At 41.6% G+C, this 18,607-nt stretch carries 20 protein-coding genes and 1 pseudogene; 13 read left to right on the top strand and 8 right to left on the bottom strand.

All coding sequences use genetic code 11. From position 1 onward, the window contains the following. Positions 1-222: pseudogene (locus tag ACEW80_RS13675) on the bottom strand (class I SAM-dependent methyltransferase); the annotation flags it as partial. Between the two features lie 241 nt (positions 223-463). Between ACEW80_RS13675 and ACEW80_RS13670 the strand changes: the two are divergent. From ACEW80_RS13670 to ACEW80_RS13650, 5 genes are all read left to right on the top strand, one after another. Further along, positions 464-1,141, top strand: a complete 678-nt coding sequence (locus tag ACEW80_RS13670) for a Mo-dependent nitrogenase C-terminal domain-containing protein (protein WP_373527103.1) — start codon at positions 464-466, stop codon at positions 1,139-1,141. Between the two features lie 61 nt (positions 1,142-1,202). Then, complete coding sequence (obgE, locus tag ACEW80_RS13665; RefSeq protein ID WP_373527102.1) at positions 1,203-2,231, top strand: GTPase ObgE; 1,029 nt, start codon at positions 1,203-1,205, stop codon at positions 2,229-2,231. Positions 2,232-2,625: 394 nt separating this feature from the next. Beyond that, a complete protein-coding gene (locus ACEW80_RS13660) occupies positions 2,626-3,231 on the top strand; it encodes a VWA domain-containing protein (protein ID WP_373527101.1) in 606 nt (201 codons plus the stop codon). 56 nt (positions 3,232-3,287) lie between these two features. Next, entirely contained in the window at positions 3,288-3,893 is a 606-nt protein-coding gene (locus ACEW80_RS13655; protein WP_373527100.1) for a VWA domain-containing protein, read from the top strand. A gap of 27 nt (positions 3,894-3,920) precedes the next feature. Next, a complete protein-coding gene (locus tag ACEW80_RS13650) occupies positions 3,921-4,313 on the top strand; it encodes a salt stress protein, Slr1339 family (RefSeq protein ID WP_373527099.1) in 393 nt (130 codons plus the stop codon). Between the two features lie 351 nt (positions 4,314-4,664). On the opposite strand, the gene ACEW80_RS13645 is transcribed toward ACEW80_RS13650, so the two are convergent. Continuing rightward, positions 4,665-5,498: a metallophosphoesterase gene (locus tag ACEW80_RS13645; protein WP_373527098.1), complete on the bottom strand. Its 834-nt coding sequence runs from the start codon at positions 5,496-5,498 to the stop codon at positions 4,665-4,667. Positions 5,499-5,744: 246 nt separating this feature from the next. Then, on the bottom strand, positions 5,745-6,575 hold the full coding sequence (locus ACEW80_RS13640) for a metallophosphoesterase (RefSeq protein ID WP_373527097.1): 831 nt from the start codon (positions 6,573-6,575) through the stop codon (positions 5,745-5,747). Positions 6,576-6,879: 304 nt separating this feature from the next. On the opposite strand from ACEW80_RS13640, the gene ACEW80_RS13635 reads away from it, so the two are divergent. Then, complete coding sequence (locus ACEW80_RS13635) at positions 6,880-8,049, top strand: DUF262 domain-containing protein (protein WP_373527096.1); 1,170 nt, start codon at positions 6,880-6,882, stop codon at positions 8,047-8,049. A 24-nt stretch (positions 8,050-8,073) separates the two neighbouring features. Continuing rightward, on the top strand, positions 8,074-9,108 hold the full coding sequence (locus ACEW80_RS13630) for an MAE_28990/MAE_18760 family HEPN-like nuclease (protein WP_373527095.1): 1,035 nt from the start codon (positions 8,074-8,076) through the stop codon (positions 9,106-9,108). Positions 9,109-9,472: 364 nt separating this feature from the next. On the opposite strand, the gene ACEW80_RS13625 is transcribed toward ACEW80_RS13630, so the two are convergent. Both ACEW80_RS13625 and ACEW80_RS13620 read right to left on the bottom strand, forming a co-directional pair. After that, complete coding sequence (locus ACEW80_RS13625) at positions 9,473-9,745, bottom strand: GlsB/YeaQ/YmgE family stress response membrane protein (protein ID WP_373527094.1); 273 nt, start codon at positions 9,743-9,745, stop codon at positions 9,473-9,475. A gap of 259 nt (positions 9,746-10,004) precedes the next feature. Further along, positions 10,005-10,283 carry a hypothetical protein gene (locus ACEW80_RS13620; RefSeq protein WP_373527093.1) on the bottom strand — a complete coding sequence of 93 codons (279 nt, stop codon included), beginning with the start codon at positions 10,281-10,283 and terminating at the stop codon, positions 10,005-10,007. 192 nt (positions 10,284-10,475) lie between these two features. Here ACEW80_RS13620 and ACEW80_RS13615 point away from each other — a divergent pair, with 192 nt between their 5' ends. Together ACEW80_RS13615 and ACEW80_RS13610 are read left to right on the top strand one after the other, a co-directional pair. Then, complete coding sequence (locus ACEW80_RS13615; RefSeq protein ID WP_373527092.1) at positions 10,476-11,108, top strand: bifunctional 4-hydroxy-2-oxoglutarate aldolase/2-dehydro-3-deoxy-phosphogluconate aldolase; 633 nt, start codon at positions 10,476-10,478, stop codon at positions 11,106-11,108. A 219-nt stretch (positions 11,109-11,327) separates the two neighbouring features. Further along, positions 11,328-11,840: a L,D-transpeptidase gene (locus ACEW80_RS13610; RefSeq protein WP_373527091.1), complete on the top strand. Its 513-nt coding sequence runs from the start codon at positions 11,328-11,330 to the stop codon at positions 11,838-11,840. A gap of 403 nt (positions 11,841-12,243) precedes the next feature. Here ACEW80_RS13610 and ACEW80_RS13605 read toward each other — a convergent pair whose 3' ends face one another. Further along, positions 12,244-13,095, bottom strand: a complete 852-nt coding sequence (locus tag ACEW80_RS13605) for an Rpn family recombination-promoting nuclease/putative transposase (RefSeq protein WP_373527106.1) — start codon at positions 13,093-13,095, stop codon at positions 12,244-12,246. Positions 13,096-13,351: 256 nt separating this feature from the next. Next, complete coding sequence (gene shc / locus ACEW80_RS13600; RefSeq protein ID WP_373527090.1) at positions 13,352-15,268, bottom strand: squalene--hopene cyclase; 1,917 nt, start codon at positions 15,266-15,268, stop codon at positions 13,352-13,354. Positions 15,269-15,386: 118 nt separating this feature from the next. Here shc and ACEW80_RS13595 point away from each other — a divergent pair, with 118 nt between their 5' ends. The 3 genes from ACEW80_RS13595 to ACEW80_RS13585 all read left to right on the top strand — a co-directional run bounded on the left by ACEW80_RS13595 (position 15,387) and on the right by ACEW80_RS13585 (position 17,705). Further along, on the top strand, positions 15,387-16,613 hold the full coding sequence (locus ACEW80_RS13595) for a glycosyltransferase (RefSeq protein WP_373527089.1): 1,227 nt from the start codon (positions 15,387-15,389) through the stop codon (positions 16,611-16,613). Between the two features lie 79 nt (positions 16,614-16,692). Further along, positions 16,693-16,929 carry a hypothetical protein gene (locus ACEW80_RS13590; protein WP_373527088.1) on the top strand — a complete coding sequence of 79 codons (237 nt, stop codon included), beginning with the start codon at positions 16,693-16,695 and terminating at the stop codon, positions 16,927-16,929. Beyond that, positions 16,926-17,705 (top strand): nucleotidyl transferase AbiEii/AbiGii toxin family protein, encoded by a 780-nt coding sequence (locus tag ACEW80_RS13585; RefSeq protein ID WP_373527087.1) that lies wholly within the window; start codon positions 16,926-16,928, stop codon positions 17,703-17,705. Before ACEW80_RS13590 ends, ACEW80_RS13585 begins: the two co-directional genes overlap by 4 nt. 55 nt (positions 17,706-17,760) lie before the next feature. Here ACEW80_RS13585 and ACEW80_RS13580 read toward each other — a convergent pair whose 3' ends face one another. Further along, a complete protein-coding gene (locus tag ACEW80_RS13580) occupies positions 17,761-18,111 on the bottom strand; it encodes an ArsR/SmtB family transcription factor (RefSeq protein ID WP_373527086.1) in 351 nt (116 codons plus the stop codon). Positions 18,112-18,192: 81 nt separating this feature from the next. On the opposite strand from ACEW80_RS13580, the gene trxA reads away from it, so the two are divergent. Beyond that, on the top strand, positions 18,193-18,516 hold the full coding sequence (gene trxA, locus ACEW80_RS13575) for a thioredoxin (protein WP_373527085.1): 324 nt from the start codon (positions 18,193-18,195) through the stop codon (positions 18,514-18,516). Positions 18,517-18,607 lie beyond the last annotated feature (91 nt).

The raw sequence follows: 18,607 nt of genomic DNA, 5'->3' as shown, positions 1-18,607 counted from the left end.
GCGTACCCAGTTGTCGAGGATACTTCCTCGTAAACAAGAGCCTATCTGAGAAGATTTAGCAGTAGTAAATTTATCAAATTCGTAGTCGAGCGCTGCAAGAATCTCAGATGATTTAGGATCTACTATAATTGGATCTGCTGCTTGAAGCTCACAAGCTCTAGCCCAGAGGGTAATTAGTAGTGTTTCTTGAATGATGCCGAGGTTAACTTTGGTTTTATTCATGAAGAATACCTCCACAACACAGATTAAATCCCCCTTTTCAGTTTAAGTAGAAAAAATTCTCAAGATTACTCTCAAATGGATTTTAACCCAAGACCGACTGTTGTGATTTGAAAATTTCTCTGGTTGATTTCTTGAGGCACCAATCACACTTTCGAGATTTTTCTCTGCTGCCCCCACTATCTTCAAAGTCACTGAGTAGGGTAGCTTAGTAGTGACTGAGGAAAGCTTAAGACGTGAGTTTATGACAAGTACCGTTCAATCGCCCTACAGCAGCGAACAGATTGCCGCTTGGTTGCGTGGACTGCTTACCATTGCTTGGGCAGATGGTAATTTTGATGCCCAAGAACAAGAATTAATTGCCAGCATCACCAAAGATGAATTAGCTTTTGGGATTAAATGGGACTCACTAGAGGTAATTACGTCAGAGGAATTAGCCGCAGCGTTGGGTAAAGGTACACCAGCAGCGGAAAATTTTTTAAGGACAGCGGTGATGGTAGCGATCGCAGATGGTACTTATTCTCCCAGCGAAGATCAGGTTTTGCAACAGTTCTGCCAAGCCTTGGAACAGCCAGAGAAATTACTAGAAGCCCTTCGCCACACTCTAGAACACCCACAGCAAATTACCCCAACTATCGCCAGCACTGGACTTACAAAGCGTCAAATTAATGCACTATGCCCCCTGCGTGACTGGCTGGATGGGCTAGATATCCAAGACCCCAGAGTAGCCCGTTTTTTGTGTAAAATGATTCCCTCCCAGTGTCCCTTTGAGCGGGATATCACCCTTTTTGGTCGCAAGATTATCCACATCCCGCCGATGTGTAAAGTTAACCCGTTATATGAGCAACTGGTGGGCTTACGTTTTCGCGCTCTCTGCTATCTGGCAGATAAATGCGGTGAAGATGTTTCAGCATATATTTAGTTAAAGTGATAAAGTGGGGAGTTATAGTTTTTAACTCCTCACTTCTCACTTAATTTTAAATATGCAATTTATCGACCAAGCAGAAATTGAAGTTGAAGCTGGTAAGGGCGGCGATGGTATTGTCGCTTTCCGGCGAGAGAAATACGTGCCGACTGGTGGCCCCTCTGGTGGTAACGGAGGACGAGGCGGTTCAGTGTTTTTCGTTGCCGATGAAAACCTACAAACGTTGTTGGACTTCAGATACAATCATCGCTTTCTGGCAGAAAAGGGTACTCGTGGCGGGCCAAGTAACTGCACTGGAGCCGGAGGAAAGGATTTGATCATCGAAGTTCCGTGTGGTACAACCATTTATGATGCTGAAACTAGCGAATTGCTAGGGGATTTAACTGAGCCTAAGCAGACTTTGCGGATTGCCCAAGGTGGTAAAGGCGGACTAGGAAATCAGCATTTCTTGAGTAACCGTAACCGCGCCCCAGAATATGCTCTCCCAGGATTGCCAGGGGAAATAAAGCAGCTGCGCCTGGAGTTGAAACTTTTGGCAGAAGTTGGGATTATTGGCTTACCAAATGCTGGTAAATCCACTTTAATTTCATCTTTATCGGCTGCACGTCCGAAAATCGCAGACTACCCCTTCACTACCCTCATCCCAAATTTGGGTGTAGTGCGGAAACCTACTGGCGATGGCACTGTTTTCGCCGATATTCCCGGACTGATTGAGGGAGCCGCTCAAGGAGCCGGGCTGGGACATGATTTCCTGCGCCATATCGAGCGGACACGGGTATTACTTCACCTAATTGATGCCACTAGTGATGATGTGGTTAGAGATTATAACATAATTAAGCAAGAATTACAAGCTTATGGACAAGGTTTAGCAGAACGCCCGCAAATTTTGGCACTGAACAAAATTGATGCAGTTGATCGGGAAACTGTCGATTTGGAGGCGTTAGCTACCCAACTTAATCATCTTTCCTACGCCCCAGTTTTTGTGATTTCAGCAGTTACTCGCACCGGGTTAGAGCCAATGTTACAGGCAATTTGGGGAATTCTCGACCAAATGAAGGTTGCCCAAGAAGTGGAGGTATTTAGCTGACGAAATAATTACGAATTATGTTGACATCTGCTGAATCAGGGAAATCTTATTGCCAAACTCAGCGCCTTGTTTTGGCTGCGAAATACCCAGGACTTACGCAAACAATAGCTGAAACCATGATTTTAAAATAGAGGCAATTCATTAATTGCCCCTACAGCGTCTAGTTTTTGTCCTCTTGTCTGCTTGGAATTAAGCCCCTTTGTAAGGGTAGATAAACTTCCGCCACAGTGTACTAAAAAAATTTTGTTCTCTGTGGGAATAAAGACGCAAGGCGATCGCATTTATCAACTGTCGGGCGGCGTCTTGGAATTGATACAAATACTTACAAGCCTTGCTTACTCGTAAAAAAACGGAGTTAAACTGAGAATCACAGGGTAACAATCAGAGGAATATCATGATGAGCGATCGCGATTATACATTAATCATTGACAAAAGCGGTAGTATGTCTACACCCGACCAAGCGGGTGGTAGAAGTAGATGGGAAATAGCCCAAGAGTCTACACTCGCTTTGGCAAGAAAAGCCGAACAGTTTGACCCCGATGGCATCACCATTTACGTGTTTTCCGGTAGATTTAAACGCTACGATGATGTTACCTCAGCCAAAGTCGCACAGATATTTCTCGAAAATGACCCTTCTGGCACAACAAACTTAGCAGGTGTGCTTCAAGATGCACTCAATAACTACTTTCAACGCAAAGCAGCCGGTAAAACCAAGCCAAACGGAGAGACAATTTTAGTCATTACCGATGGTGAACCAGACGATCGCAAAGCTGTATTTGAAGTCATCATTCATGCTACTCGCCAGATGGAGCGTGATGAAGAATTAGCAATTTCGATCATTCAAGTAGGTTCAGATGCCCAAGCGACTAAGTTTCTTAAAGCTTTAGACGATCAGTTGCAAAGTGTTGGCGCTAAATTTGATATTTGCGACACGGTTACTTTAGACGACTTAGAAGATATGAGCCTTGCAGATGTCTTGAGCAACGCCATAACTGACTAATGTATTGATTAGCCCATAGTCCAGTAACTCTGAACTTTTAACTAGAGAATTGAATAATGCTAGAAAATCGTGATTATACCTTGATTATCGACAAAAGCGGCAGCATGGCAACCCAAGATCAAAAGGGTGGCAGAAGTAGATGGGTTGCAGCCCAGGAATCTACTTTAGCTTTAGCTAGTAAGTGTGAGCAATTTGACCCAGATGGCATCACTATTTATGTATTTTCTGGTAAATTCAAGCGGTACGAAAATGTGACATCCAGCAAGGTAGCGCAAATTTTTCAAGAAAATGACCCCTCTGGTACAACTGATTTAGCAGGTGTGTTAAAACACGCAACTGATGATTACCTGCAACGCAAAGCAGGCGGTCAAACAAAGCCAAATGGTGAAACAATTTTAGTCGTTACTGATGGTGAACCGGACGATCGCAAAGCAGTAATGAAGGTGATTATTGAAGCTTCTCGCCGCATAGATCGAGATGAAGAATTAGCTATTTCCTTCATTCAAGTCGGCAGAGATCAGCAGGCTACCCGCTTTCTCAAAGTCTTAGATGATGAACTCCAAAGTGCTGGTGCTAAGTTTGATATCTGTGACACAATTACTATGGAAGATATGGAGGATTTGAGTCTATCGGAAGTGCTGCTCAATGCCATTAATGACTAGCCATACCATTTATTAGGAATTACAAAAATGGATTCCATTGATCAGCTGTTAGCTCAACTCCAAACTGAATACAAAGAAGTACAACCTGAGCAGCAGTCAAAATCAGCCACAGCCAAATCCTTTATCCTACCATCGCCAAAGTCGGCATCTTTCGTGGATAACCTTTTGGCAGAAGTTCAGGCCGATTTTGCAGAAGAGGATGCTGCTCTTGAGTTAAAAAGACAGCAAGAACTAGAACAGGAACGAATTCGACAAGAACAACTCAAAGCCAAAGAACTAGAGGCTTTGAAAGTGCAGGCAAAAAAGTGGTTAGCCAAAGTAGATCCACTTTCGTCCGAAGGACTTTGGTTTGAAAAGTTTGCTGTAAGTTACTCCTCAAAATTAGAGGCAGCGATTGAATATTTACGAAACAATGAATAAAATAATTCGTAATTTGGAGAAATCCGTTAGCTAAAATTCTAAGGTAGCAATTATTATTTATTATTTATTGATCAATATTGACGATGATTTGTTTTAGCTAAATGTTGAACCCCACCTTCCGGGTGAGTCCAGTCGGCGGTGTCGGTTTCCGTCCCGTCGAACTGGCGAACCCGAAGGGTAAAGAACGATTTCTTTCAAGGCTTATGCTTTACTTATGACAATGGCTTTTTCAATTTTACCTCTTTGTTTACCATTTTTTCTTATCGCCGTAGACTGGCAGTATGGACAATGTACATTAGTAAACCTTAATTCATCCCTTGATTAGGCAACGCCCTAAAAAGTTCAGAATTGTTAATGACTAATTAAGGTAATTATAGTCACTTCTGGCGGACAAAATAGGCGTCCTGGTCTATAAGTTCCTAAACCACGATTGACATATAATTGATTTTCTTCCACCTTGTGAAACCCTTGCGCCCACTCCCAATATCGCACTACTTTAGAACAGTCTCCCAGGAAAAATGTTACCCAACGCCGTAATTTTTTAGGAATTTGTTTGAGTAGCTTTTTATAGTAAAATACTACAGGACCAATGCCCGGAATGACGATGTGACCGCCGTGGGTATGACCAGATAGTTGCAAATCTACGCGCCATTGTTGCAATATCTTGGCTGTATCTGGGTTATGGGATAAAACGATCCGGGGTGTAACTGAGTCTAGTTGATTCATGACTGGTGCAGGGTAAAATTCCTGTGACCAATAATCAGCTAGTCCTACTAATGGTAATTCTTTTCCTAATGGATAGGCGATTTCATTCCAAAGCACATGAACTCCTATGCTAGTCAACGCCTCTGTAACTTCTGCTTTTGAGTGGCTGTAATAGATATCATGATTACCAAGTACGGCATAGATACCACAGCGACTTTGCAGATGTTTGAGTCTAAGCACCAATTCGTGAATCGGCGTGGGATCATCAGTTACGTAGTCACCAGTTAATAGAATTAAATCCGGTTCAGCTTCGTTAGTAAGTGCGATCGCTTTTTCTAACATATCTTCCGACAGTCGCAAACCATCGTAGTGAAAATCTGACAACTGCACTAGCGTTGTACCTTGTAAAGATGCTGGAAGTTCCGCAATCTTAACCGTTATTTTATCTACTCTTAAATGTCCCGTAAACAACCAATGCATAAGACAACCGATACCCCTCATACCAGCGCTTACAGCTTACCAAAAATCAAAATGTAACTTGATAAAATGCAATAATTTATCAGAAAAGGATTCAGGGGTCAGGGGTCAGAATGGGCTAAACCTTAGCTATCCGCTAACAGAATTGAATTCTGTAAAACTTACGGATGAATAAATTGGTTTAAGACCCTCACTAAATATATTTTGTTTATAAATAGCCTGTGATTGCCTTTTTTTATTTTGAATCACTCACTCACCTTGTAACGTGATTATAGTAACCTCTGGGCGGCAAAATAAACGTCCTGGGAGATAAGTTCCTAAACCACGATTGACATATAGCTGATTTTTTCCTAGCTGATGCAAACCCTGTGCCCATTCCCAATGGCTGACTACAGAAACATTTATTTGCAAAAATGGAACTTTATGCCGAACTTTTCTGGGTAGTTTTTCTGCAAGCTTTTCGTAAAAAAACATTGCAGGGCCAATACCGGGAATCACGATTTGACCCCCATGAGTATGACCGGATAATTGTAAATCTACTCGCCATGCTTGCAGTATTTCTGCGGTATCTGGGTTGTGGGATAAAACGATGCAGGGTGTGGCGGGGTTTAGCTGGTTCATAACTACTACAGGATTGAATTCCTGTGACCAATAATCCGCTAATCCAACGAGTGGCAATTCTTTTCCTAGTGGATAGGCAATTTCGTTCCAAAGGACATGAATTCCAATGCTAGTAAGAGCATCTGTAACTTCTGCTTTTGCGTGTTTGTAATATATGTCGTGATTGCCAAGAATAGCATAGATCCCACTACGACTTTGCAGATGTTTTAATCGAAGTACCAATTCGTGAATCGGCGTCGGATCATCAGTTACGTAGTCACCAGTTAATAGAATTAAGTCTGGTTCAGCTTCGTTAGTAACTGCGATCGCTTTTTCTAACATATCTTCCGACAGCCGCAAACCATCGTAGTGAAAATCTGACAACTGCACCAGTTTTTTACCTTGTAAGGATGTAGGCAGGCCTGCAATGTTAACCGCCAATTTCTCTATACTCAACGGCCCAGATAACAACCAATGCATAAGACGTTCAATAAAACTAAATCATAGCGCTTACAGTTTAACCAAACATTGTCGGTTTATGTGTAGCGACAAATGCAACTTATTAAAAGTTTCATGAAATCTGTAGATTTTAGCGTATTTATACTCAGCTAAGTTCAATGAAGCTTTGTTATTGACTAACATCAAAGTGCATTAGATACCTGCTAGTGTCCCTAAAACTGCTCATAACATCCAACATCATAAAACCTTGCCCCATCAGAAAGCGCTAGGCTATATTCAGCTAGTTTAATATCGTATCACGCTGGTCTTGTGGAGGATGTAGTCAATGCAACTTGCACCAACTGAAAAACAGATGTGGGAAGCATTAGCCTTCCAGAGCCGCATCCAAATGTCTGATAGTGAAATTAACGACAAGTATGAGTCTGGTGAGCAAAGAATACTCACTGAAATGAACCGTGAAAAGCTTCCGAGTTTTGTTGAAGCACTAAAGAAGCCTGGGTATATGGATGTGCGCCCTTTTTACCAAAGAAGGGATCGGTGGGATGAAAAGATGCAATCACGACTTATCGAGTCGTTTTTGATCAACATTCCTGTTCCTCCAATTGTTCTTTACGAGAAAGAGTTTAATTTTTATGAGGTAATGGATGGTCAACAGAGAATTACAGCCCTTCGGGATTTTTATGAAAACCGTCTTACATTAACTGGACTAGAACTTTGGCCAGAACTCAATAAACGCACTTATGCTACTCTTCCTACAAAAATTAAAGCCGGGATTGATCGTCGCTCCATATCATCTATAGTTCTGATTACAGAGTCAGCATCTAATCCTGAAGAAGCAATGCTTTTAAAACAGCTTGCTTTTGAGCGTTTAAACACTGGTGGTATTGCACTAAGTCAGCAGGAGGTACGTAACTGTTTGTATTATGGCAAGTTCAATCAGCTATTACTTGACTTGGCAACTAATTCTATATTTGCAGAAGCTTGGGAAATTCCTTTAAACAGTCGTCAAAAACTCGTTCAAAATAATCTATATAAAAAAATGGAAGATGCCGAATTAGTTCTTCGCTTTTTTGCCTTCCGCCATGTCAATGACTTCCGTAAGGGAATGAAGGGATTTCTTAACCTCTATATGATTAAGAGTTTAAAGTTTTCTGATGAAGATATCGAGATCCTAAAAAATATTTTTATCAAAACTGTAGATTTAGCGGACAAAATCTACGCCGAAAATTTATTCAAGCCTTTTGATCCCAAGACTGACACCTGGAAGGATAGTGCTTATAAAGCCTATTATGATGCCGTTATGGTTGGATTTAGTAGACATTTGGATGACGTAGATATTTTAGTCGAACGGAAGCCAAGAGTAATTGAAGAGACAAAGAGGCTGTTTAGAGAAGATAAATCAAAGCTTTTTACAGGTGCTGGGAGAACTAAGGCTGATATCCAAAACAGAATCAAATTGTTTGATGATATGCTGTCTCAAATCATCGCAGAGTAAAGAGCGATGTTTCAAAACATTTTAATGACAGTAAGAGTTAATATTTCTACTGTTCGTTCCATTATCAAGACCAATGAGCGGCTGAGAGAAATTTCATTTGGAGCAGGTACTTCAATAAAGCAAGAATGGCACGAGGGAACTGAATTTATCCTTGACACCCTAATGCAGGATATTCCCAAGGTAAGAGAGTGGCGAGTTTACGATCACTGTGCTGTAGTAACGCGGTTGTATGCAATTTATGAACATTTTGTCGAAGACTTAGTTAGCGATTGGTTATTACTGCTACCAGAATTGTTTCCACGTTATTCAGATTTAGAAGAAAGAATACGAAATACTCATCAGACAGGCGTTGGAAGATTGCTGCTTGATTTGAAGAAAAACAGATATGAACACCTCTCTCTTGAGGAAGTTATTCGTGGGTTATTTCGTGGAGCTACTAGTGAAAAAGATTATGAGATACTGCCAGATGCATTTCTCTTCCATGAACAGAACTTACGTAGAGAACCATTAGAGAAAATGTTGGCAGAAGCAGGTATACCAAATTCATGGGGCTGGGTAGAAAAGCATAGAGCCGTCAAGTATTTTTTAGAAGAAATTAAAGGAAATCAAAACACTGCCGAAGGAGAACTAAATGAATTAATTAGCTATCGTAACGACGCAGCCCACGGATTTCCTGACGATTTTCTGGGTTCCAATGCACTATTAGAACTGTGTGATTTTGTCGAGACTTTGTGTCAAGCACTTGCTGAGTTGGTCACTTATAAAGTTATTGAGCGCAAGAAATCAATAGGTCAAGCTAAGGAGGTTGGTATAGTTACGGAGTGGTTTAAGAAGCATGAGGCTGGAGTAGTAAAGGTTGAGGAAACGATTTTGTCAATCGGAAGTAGTCTTTTCCTAGTTAGTGAGGGGTCATCTTGCTGCTATTTAGCTACTATTCAGAGTATCAAGATTAATGACATATCGGTTAATGAAGTGCAAACAACTATGGGAATGGAAGTTGGGTTGAAATTTGATGTGGATGCTAAAAAAGGGTTTCGCTTATATCAATTAGAGGTTTGAAGTGGCGTGAATTCAATCCTTTCCCCCTTAATAGTACCGTAGGAGTTGTAACCCCGTTAATTAACTGATCAGAGTTAGCCTAGATGTAGTTATAGAAACAACTTATGAGATATGTAGAGTTGTGGTTGAACTGAGCTAGATCCACACCCTACGATTAATAGATATTTATTTTTTTAATTGGCAGTCCATTAACAGCGAACGCACAGCATTTAGATTACCACCAACTATTATTTTATTTATCAAAAATTAAAAGATAGCGCCATCCTACTTACAGGAAAGCGCTATTTTTTTGATTCAATTCACAGTAAAAAATTGTTAAATGAATTTCTTAAGTATCCTTGATTTATTGACCGCAATTTTGATTTTATACAGCGCTGCGGTTGTTGATTAAGTTCCACAAGAAAACCGCAATAATTGCACCAAGAACTGCTAGTGCTATACCTGGAATGCTAAGACTAGGAGCTGTTAGAGCCAAGGTTCCAGTAGTGAAAAATAGACCTAAACTACCGCCAACAAAAGCACCGATGATTCCTAGTGCAATTGTTCCTATAATTCCGCCACCTTGATGACCAGGATAGATAGCTTTTGCGATCGCACCAGCAATTAGACCTAAAACAATCCAGGCAAGAATATTCATTGTTATTAATTGGATAAACGTTTTTTACTCACATCTACATATTATCAATCCTAATCTTTTGACTCCCTCTATCATCAGAATCAATCATTGATATCCATAAGGAATACTTTAATTACCACTATGTTTAAGGAAGTAAAATCAGGCGATGTCTACGAGGGGCATAGCTACAGCAACTTTATGATCAATATCAGCACTTTGACATCGCCAAGATACCTGCTACGATCGCATTTATTCTCTACGAGATGCTACGCGAACATTTCTAACTTTTAATTTTTAATTGCTTATCCCAATTACTGTCAATGGTTCGATGGCTGAGAATTGAAAACAGTCTGCGGTAAGACCAATGCATACTTAGGAAAATCAGACTTACCAAGGTCAGCAGCATGACGTCCAAAATTGTCTTATACGCCTTAGTGTGCCACCAAAGTCGCTTTAGTTGTGCTGCAAGTTGTCTCCACTGGCTGCCTATATTGAAGCTATTGGAATTGTAGATAGTGATTTCTAATAATGCTGCTGTGTTTTGCCGCGCGATTGCCATTTTAACTACTCCTGTAGAACTCTACGTCTAGCTATTCAATAATTTAGGCTTTAAAATACTGTAATTCGATAGACTTGGTGTTGTTTGTATGTAGTATTGCATAGCTTGATGTAAGAAGCAAGTATGAAGGGGATTGAAAATTAGCTATTTACTAAAGTGAAAACTACTCTCTAGTTCCCAGTCTCAATTAAAATGCCTAATCAAATTTGGTTATCACAGTTGGAAAAACACCGAGCGATCGCAGTCATCCGCGCTCCCCAAATCGAGTTGGGACAGCAAATGGCAATGGCTGTAGCATCTGTGGGAATGCAGCTAATTGAGATTACTTGGAATAGCGATCGCGCTGGGGAATTAATCAGTCAACTACGTTCCGAGTTACCAGCCTGCACCATTGGCAGTGGTACACTATTCAATGTGCAGCAAATGCAAGAAGCGATCGCATCTGGGGCACAATTCCTCTTCACACCCCACATTGATTCGGCAATGATTCAAGCAGCACAAGAAAAAGATGTGCCCATCATCCCAGGAGCGCTGACTCCCACAGAAATTGTTACCGCCTGGAGTCAGGGCGCTAGTTGTGTAAAAGTGTTTCCTGTACAAGCAGTGGGAGGGGCTAACTATATCAAAAGTTTGCAAAGTCCGCTAGGTCATATTCCCTTAATTCCTACTGGCGGCGTCACTCTGGAAAATGCCAAAGAATTTTTGCAAGCAGGGGCGATCGCCGTAGGTTTGAGCGGTGAATTATTTCCCAAAAAGCTTGTAACAGAGGGGAATTGGGAAGCGATCGCATCTAGGGCAAGAAAGCTGATGCGACAGTTAGCTTAACTTTGAATCAAATCATTAAAAATTCATGTCTATTAAAGTAATATAGCAATCCGATTTGATTTCTGAAATTATTTGCGTAGGTGGGGAGTAGGGAAGAAGTCTCTTTGAGTTGTACTGAGTTTGTACAAAAATCAAATATGAGTCCTATAGATAGGAAAATAAAGGTGAAAACTGATAAGTTTATCAAGACCCCATGATTTGAGTATGAGTGTATCTAAAATGAAAAGACTGATTTATCCTGACTGGGTGCGTCGCTTACAAATACTCCTCGCTGGTACAGCGTTGTCCTTAAGTGTTTTTACTACTGAATCGAGTGAAGTTTGGGCAAATTCCAAAAACCAAGTGATTGCCCAAACAATCCAGACATTACAAAAGTCGGAAAAGCGCTGGATTCAAATTAATCTTTCAAAGCAACGGTTAATAGCTTGGCAAGGTGACAAAGTGGTTTATGGAAGTGCTATTTCTTCTGGCAGAAAATCTACTCCCACTCTTGTTGGTACTTTTAAAATTCAGTCAAAGTTTAAAACTACGCGGATGCGGGGAGAAAACTACAATGTTCCCAACGTTCCTCATGCAATGTTTTATCAAGGTAATTACGCTATTCACGGAGCTTACTGGCATAAAAGGTTTGGCACTCCAGTAAGCCACGGCTGTGTGAATATCGCACCTAAACATGCAAAATGGCTATTCCAGTGGGCATCAGTAGGGACACCAATAGTAATCCACAAATAGTAGGTGAAGCAGCCAGAAGGCAATTTAAGTAAAACCATAAATAACAATAAATCAAGACAATTAAGTGATTCCCAGCAATACTTTATGCTGGGAATCTTTGGAGTCGGAATTACTGAAGTTTAAATAAAATATAAAAGAGGGTATTCAACAATTTCCCCAATAAGATTAAGTTCACGGACTTCAAAGACTCGTTCACGAGTAGTAGGGTGCGACGCCGAATAGCCCGCACTTCTCTACGAGAGGCTGCGCCAACGACAAAGTGACACAGTGAACCCTTCTCCTAAGGGAGACGCTGCGCGTAGCTTGCTTCCCCGCAGGGGTACGACAAGCTCAGGGTAAGACCTGTCGATCTGCTCAGTGACCGTCGTAGACATCGCTTTGACCAGATTTTTTAGAGATGAATTTAACTGCTTGGATTTTGCTCAAGCCAAGCAACTAAATCAGATACATTTGAAAAATCTAAAAGCTCTTCTCCTAATCCTTCCAATTGTTCAGTAGATAAGACTTGAAGACGTTCAATTATTAATGAATCTATCTCACCAAAGCGTCTATTTAAAAGGCGTAAAGTATATTTCAATGCTTCCTTGCGCTCTCCCCTTTGTTCTCCCCTTTGTTCTCCCTTCTGGAAAATATCCTGATAAATCACTGACTCTTGCATAATCTCCTCTCGGAATAATTGACGAATAAAATCTTTCTCGAACTTTAAGCCGGCTAAAATCTCCGTGTAAGCAGCAGTATTTTGTCTAGTCTCGATATCTGGAATTTTAGCAATTTCCTCGGCTACCTGTGATAATAACGCTTGGGCTGAATCTGTTCGTGTTAATGGTGCTAAAGGTAATAACGCCAGATTGCCCAGAAATAGTGCTGAATCTTGTTCCCATAAGCGTATAACTCGATAACGGTGGGTTGTGACTTCGCTGACATATTCTTCAGTAAAAGCAATTTCGTCACTTGTCTCTTGCAAGAAAATTACTACTTGGGTAACAGGAACTTGATATTTTCGTGTCAATCGAACATAATAATCGAGCATCCGCAGAGGAATCGGTGTTTGAGATTTGATTGTGGTTTGAAATTCCAGGTGTAAAATCCGATTCTCTGTTTTTAGAAATGTCACCGAATCAGCGCGTATCGGTTCAATACTCAATTCGGTTTTTAAGATTTCGATTGTTCGCGGTTCTTGATTTAATAACCAACGGATAAAATCACGGGGATAATTTTCTGCAAGTATTTTACAAAGGTTGTCATATTCTGCCATCTCTAAAGATTGCACCTGATTTTATTGATTATTTTAGATGAGATTGGCTTTTGACCGTTGAACTGGTTTAATGTTCAAATTAGCTGGGTGCATAGGATGCAGTACTTGCCGTAGGCGATCAGATCGCTAACTTCCCAATAACATTCATTCACGAGTATCAAAGACTCTTAAAAAATGCGCTTTTATATGGAATTTCTTAATCAAAGAATACGCACTAGGGGCGAACAATGTTATGCCCCTACCACAGCAACCAGTATTAACCTTCTTTAATCACTGTTTGATAGCGACCTAGCGCAATTAAAGGAAAGTATTGTTGATACATATGATACTTGAGATAAAAATGATTAGGGAAGCCAGTCCCGGTAAAGTCCGCCTCAAACCAAGTACCATCCGGTTGTTGAGTTGTCACCAGGTAGTCAATTCCCCGTTCAATAACCTCAAGAGCTAATTTACCAGTTGCTTCACCTGCTGCTATCAACCCAATTAAAGCCCAAGCAGTTTGAGATGCAGTACTATTTCCTTTTCCTTTGAGACTGGGATCGTTGTAGCTGCGGCAAGTCTCACCCCAACCCCCATCTGGATTTTGACATCCAACTAACCAAGTTGTTCCCCGTTCTATACTGAGTTTATGCCTTTGAGGATCAATTAACGCCAAGGCTGACAGCACGCCACTGGTACCGTAAATATAATTTACACCCCAACGCCCAAACCAACAGCCTTCCGTTTCTTGTTCGCGCAGAAGATAAGTAAGCGATCGCTCTAAATTATCACTATCAATTGACAGGTTACAAGCACCCAGCATTTCTAGAACCCTAGCGGTAACATCTGCGGTGTTTGGATCAATCATGGCTTTCAAGTCACCATAAGGGATAGAGTTGAGCCAATCTTGGTCATTGTCCAAATCAAAAGCAGCCCACCCGCCTGGCTTACATTGCATAGATGCAATCCAATTTAAGGCGCGAGCGATCGCAGTCTGCTTTAATTTTTCATTAGGAAGTTTCGCCAAATGTAGTGCCATCACCACCACAGCCGAGTCGTCTACATCGGGATAAAAGCGATTGTCAAACTCAAACGCCCAAGCCCCTGGTTTTCCTTGGCGATTTTTGACAGCCCAATCTCCGTAATCTAAAATTTGTTTTTGCAGTAACCATTCCCCAGCCTTCACCACAGCCGGATCATTTGGTGCAAAACCAGATTCTATCAAAGCACGTATTACCCAAGCTGTATCCCAAACAGGTGAAACACAAGGCTGGACTCGATAGCTATTTTCTGTCTCAATGGCAAAGTTATCAATTGCTTGCAAACCTCGTTCTACAATGGGGTCACTTGGGTCATAACCAAGACATCGTAAAGCTAGCATTGAATTTAACATCGCTGGAATAATGCCGCCCCAGTCACCTGTAGCTTCTTGACGCTCTAAAATCCACTTTTCGGCGGCTTTGATGCCTTCTTCACGAAAGGGTACTAAATTGAGGCTTTCTACCAACTTAAACCCCTGATCAAGGGTAAGAAATAAATCTGTCCAATCACCTTTTTGGGGCAATTCCCAGCAGACTTGATCAACGCCTTCTACATATAGCTCATCTAGATTGATAGTTGGATCGGTGAGAAAAACAGGTTTGCGATCGCATACAATCAGCAGTGGCACTGTACTAGAACGTGCCCAGCTAGACATCTCGTAGATATTGACGGGGAAAGCTTTGGGCAACAACATCACCCAAGCTGGTAGCGAGGGAATACCGCGCCAGTTGTAACAGCCAATCAAAGCTAGATGCAACTTAGTAAAAATCCGAGTTTTGCTGATACCACCCCGTTGGAGAATAAAAACTTGCGCCCGAATCATCGCCGGATCGTTTGCTGGTACACCTAGCAACTTTAGAGCCATGTAGGCTTCAACCGAGGTGCTAAGTTCTCCACCATCACCATAGAAAAGTTCCCAACCACCATGCTGCCGTTGCTCTTGACGCAGATAGGCTACAACTTTGTGCAAAGGTCTTGTGTGGTCTGTTCCCCAAATTTTATGCAGGAGGACGGCTTCAGCAGTGATCGTAACATTGGATTCTAACTCTGCCCACCAATAACCTGCCGGATTTTGAATCGAAAGCAGATATTCTTGGCTAGCTGCGATCGCTCCTGCGACTTGGTTGACTTTTACCCTGTCTTGTGTTTGCATTAAATACTATTCAACCTCAACACCCAGTTATGAACACGGTACTACAGTGAGGGAAAAAATTTTCCTCTATCAGCAGACATAGTATTCTGTCTGAGTCACTAATAATTTGCAATAGATCATGGATGTAATTGTATTAGGATTAATGTTTTTATCCTCAACAATTTGGTTGGGATTATTGTTTTTTCGGGGGCAGTTTTGGCAGACAGACCAGCAATTAGAGGTTACAGAAACTCAACTACAATCGTTACCTGTGGTTTGTGTGGTGGTTCCAGCGCGTAACGAAGCTGATTTGATATCAACCAGCTTGCGATCGCTCCTACTTCAAGATTATCCTGGTTCTTTCAACGTGTTTTTAGTAGACGATCGCAGCACAGACGGTACAGCAAATTTTGCCGAAGGGGTTGCACGCGCTGTAGGTAAACCTCAGCAATTGCATATTATCTCAGGCGCTTCACTGCCTCCTGGTTGGTCTGGCAAACTTTGGGCAGTTGAGCAAGGTATAAATAGTGCGAGTAAATTTGCACCTGACTATTTTTTGCTGACCGACGCAGATATCGAACATGATCCTGGTAATCTCCGCCGACTCGTAGCCAAAGCTGTGCAGGAAGATTTAGACCTGGTTTCTGTAATGGTGCGACTCAGGTGTGAAAGCTTTTGGGAAAAACTTTTGATTCCGGCTTTCGTCTTTTTCTTTCAAAAACTCTATCCCTTTCGCTGGGTGAATAATCCCAACAATCGCACAGCCGCCGCCGCCGGGGGATCTATTCTGATCGCCCGTGAAGCTTTAGAGCGAATCGGCGGTATTCAAGTTATTCGCCAAGCTTTAATTGATGATTGCGCCCTTGCTCAAGCTGTTAAGCAGATTGGAAGACAAAGTAATTCTTCTTTCTCCCGTGGTCATATCTGGCTAGGATTGAGTACTTTAACTCACAGTTTGCGTCCCTATGACTCGCTGGCGATGATTTGGGATATGGTTGCTCGTACTGCTTATACCCAACTGAATTATTCGCCATTACTACTGCTGGGAACTTTGGTAGGCATGATTTTAATTTATCTAGTTGCACCTGTGAGTGTGATTTTGGGTGCATTTTGGGGCAATTGGGCGATGTCTGGCGACAAGACGCATTACGTCTACGCATTTACAGGTTTATTAGGATGGCTGTTAATGGCCTTGGCTTACTACCCGACGATCCGCTTTTATAAATGTTCTTTCTGGCTAGCATTTAGTTTACCAGCGATCGCTTTTCTCTATACCCTGATGACTCTAGACTCAGCACTACGTCACTGGCAAGGGCGCGGCGGTGCTTGGAAAGGAAGAGTTTACCCCAGCCCGGATAATTTATAGTTATAATAAAACTGAATTTCAAAATCGCTAGTGCTAATCTAAAATTAAAGTAAGCCTACAGTGGTTGATTAAAAGAGTTATGACAACCGCAACACAAACAATTAATCCTGTTACTGTCCCTAAGAAGTTGCCTTTTCTGGAGTCAATTTGTTGGCAGACCGCCGATGTATATCGCTTTACTTCAGAACAAATGCTGAGTCGCTACGAGCGTGGCTGGCAATATCACAATCTATTTGATAATCTTGAGGGTGAAGAACTTAATTTTCTTCAGGAACTTGCCAGACACCATAAATCCTGGTTGCAAGTTTCTTTATGAACTTCAGGTTAGAACACCATAATCAAATTCTCACAGTTCTTGAATCCTTAGATTCTGACATACTTAAGAAGGGTTCTGCTTACTTCGGTGGCGGAACCCTTCTTGCATTTGAGTTTGAAGAATATCGTTGGAGTAAGGACGTTGATTTTATCGCTTTTGTTGGTACAGAAGGCTACAAATACCTGCGTACAGTTGTATTTGATGGTGGGCATGAAGCATTATTTCGGGATTTAAGTAAAATTCAAGTTGGACGTAGCACAACCGACCAATATGGAATTCGGATGATAGTTATTGTAGATGATGTGCTTATTAAAACAGAAATTATTGCCGAAACTCGTTTTCAACTAGACCCACCAAGATATCCAAAGTGGTCTCTCGTTCCCTGCTTAAGCTTTAATGACTGTTTTACCTCTAAGCTGCTGTCAAATTCTGACCGTTACATGGATAACAGCGTTGAGGCAAGAGATTTAATTGATCTAGCAATTCTCAGGCTGCAATCTCCAATCCCTCAAGCATCAATTGAGAAGGCTGAAAAAGCCTATGAGGTTATGCGCCCTTTAAAAAGAGCGGTCGAACTATTTCAGGGAAGACCAGATTACAGGGAAAAATGCTTTCTTGGTCTGCAAGTTGATCAAGCTCAGATACCCAAAATTATTGACGGTCTTGATTTACTCTCTATAGATTTAGGTTTATCTCATACTTCAAGAGTTTTTCGAGAACAACATGATATCTTTGCTGATTTAGAAACACAGAAAGAAAAACGAGAAGATTCTTAAACAATTCATACCCAATGCCCAATGCCCAATACCCAATGCCCAATACCCAATACCCCTAAATCATCGAAGCTGTTTGTTTAGTACTGCTGGGGTCAATAGGCAATGGTTGAGCGGCTTTCAATACTGCATCCAACAACCCTGGAAACAGCCCCTCTAAATCTTCACGCCGCAGGATGTTAATGTGATGTGTCCCTTCTTTGCGTGTCAAGACTACGCCCGACTCCCGCAAAATCTTGAAGTGATTGGACATAGTAGACTTAGCGATCGCAAAATCAAATCTGGCACAGCATTGTTCTCCCTCAGCGGCCAGCAGGCGCACAATCTCTAGCCGCACTGGATCGCCCAAGGCATACAGCACTCCCGGTAAAGAAATATTTTTTCGATCTGGATGATAAAGAAATCTCATACTTGCATTATCTCATCAGGTGGCATATATTCTTATTATTCGATATTATCGAATTATAGAATTAAATCAGGAAGGCAATTTATGTCATCCATTACAAATGTTACAGAAGCCACATTCAAGCAAGAAGTCTTGGAAAGTACAATTCCAGTCTTAGTAGACTTTTGGGCTCCGTGGTGTGGGCCCTGCCGGATGGTTGGGCCAGTCGTCGATGAAGTTGCTGTTGAATACGAAGGACAGGTGAAATTTGTGAAGCTGAACACAGATCAAAATCCGACTGTCGCCAGCCATTATGGAATTCGTAGCATCCCAACGCTGATGGTTTTTAAGGGAGGTCGGCAGGTCGATACTGTCGTAGGGGCAGTCCCAAAAACCACCTTGAATAAGACCTTAGCACAGCATCTTTAAATTAGTGCTGAGTGCTGAGTTCCGAGTGCTGAGTACTTTTTAATTTACTCAGCACTCAATGCTCTGTTGGGTAAATTAGAGAGAGAGTGAA

The organism is Nostoc sp., from assembly GCF_041747015.1.
In the GTDB taxonomy this organism is placed as follows: Bacteria; Cyanobacteriota; Cyanobacteriia; order Cyanobacteriales; family Nostocaceae; genus Nostoc.
The sequence above is the reverse complement of the archived record's forward strand: the minus strand, read 5'-3'. Positions and strand labels throughout refer to the sequence as shown.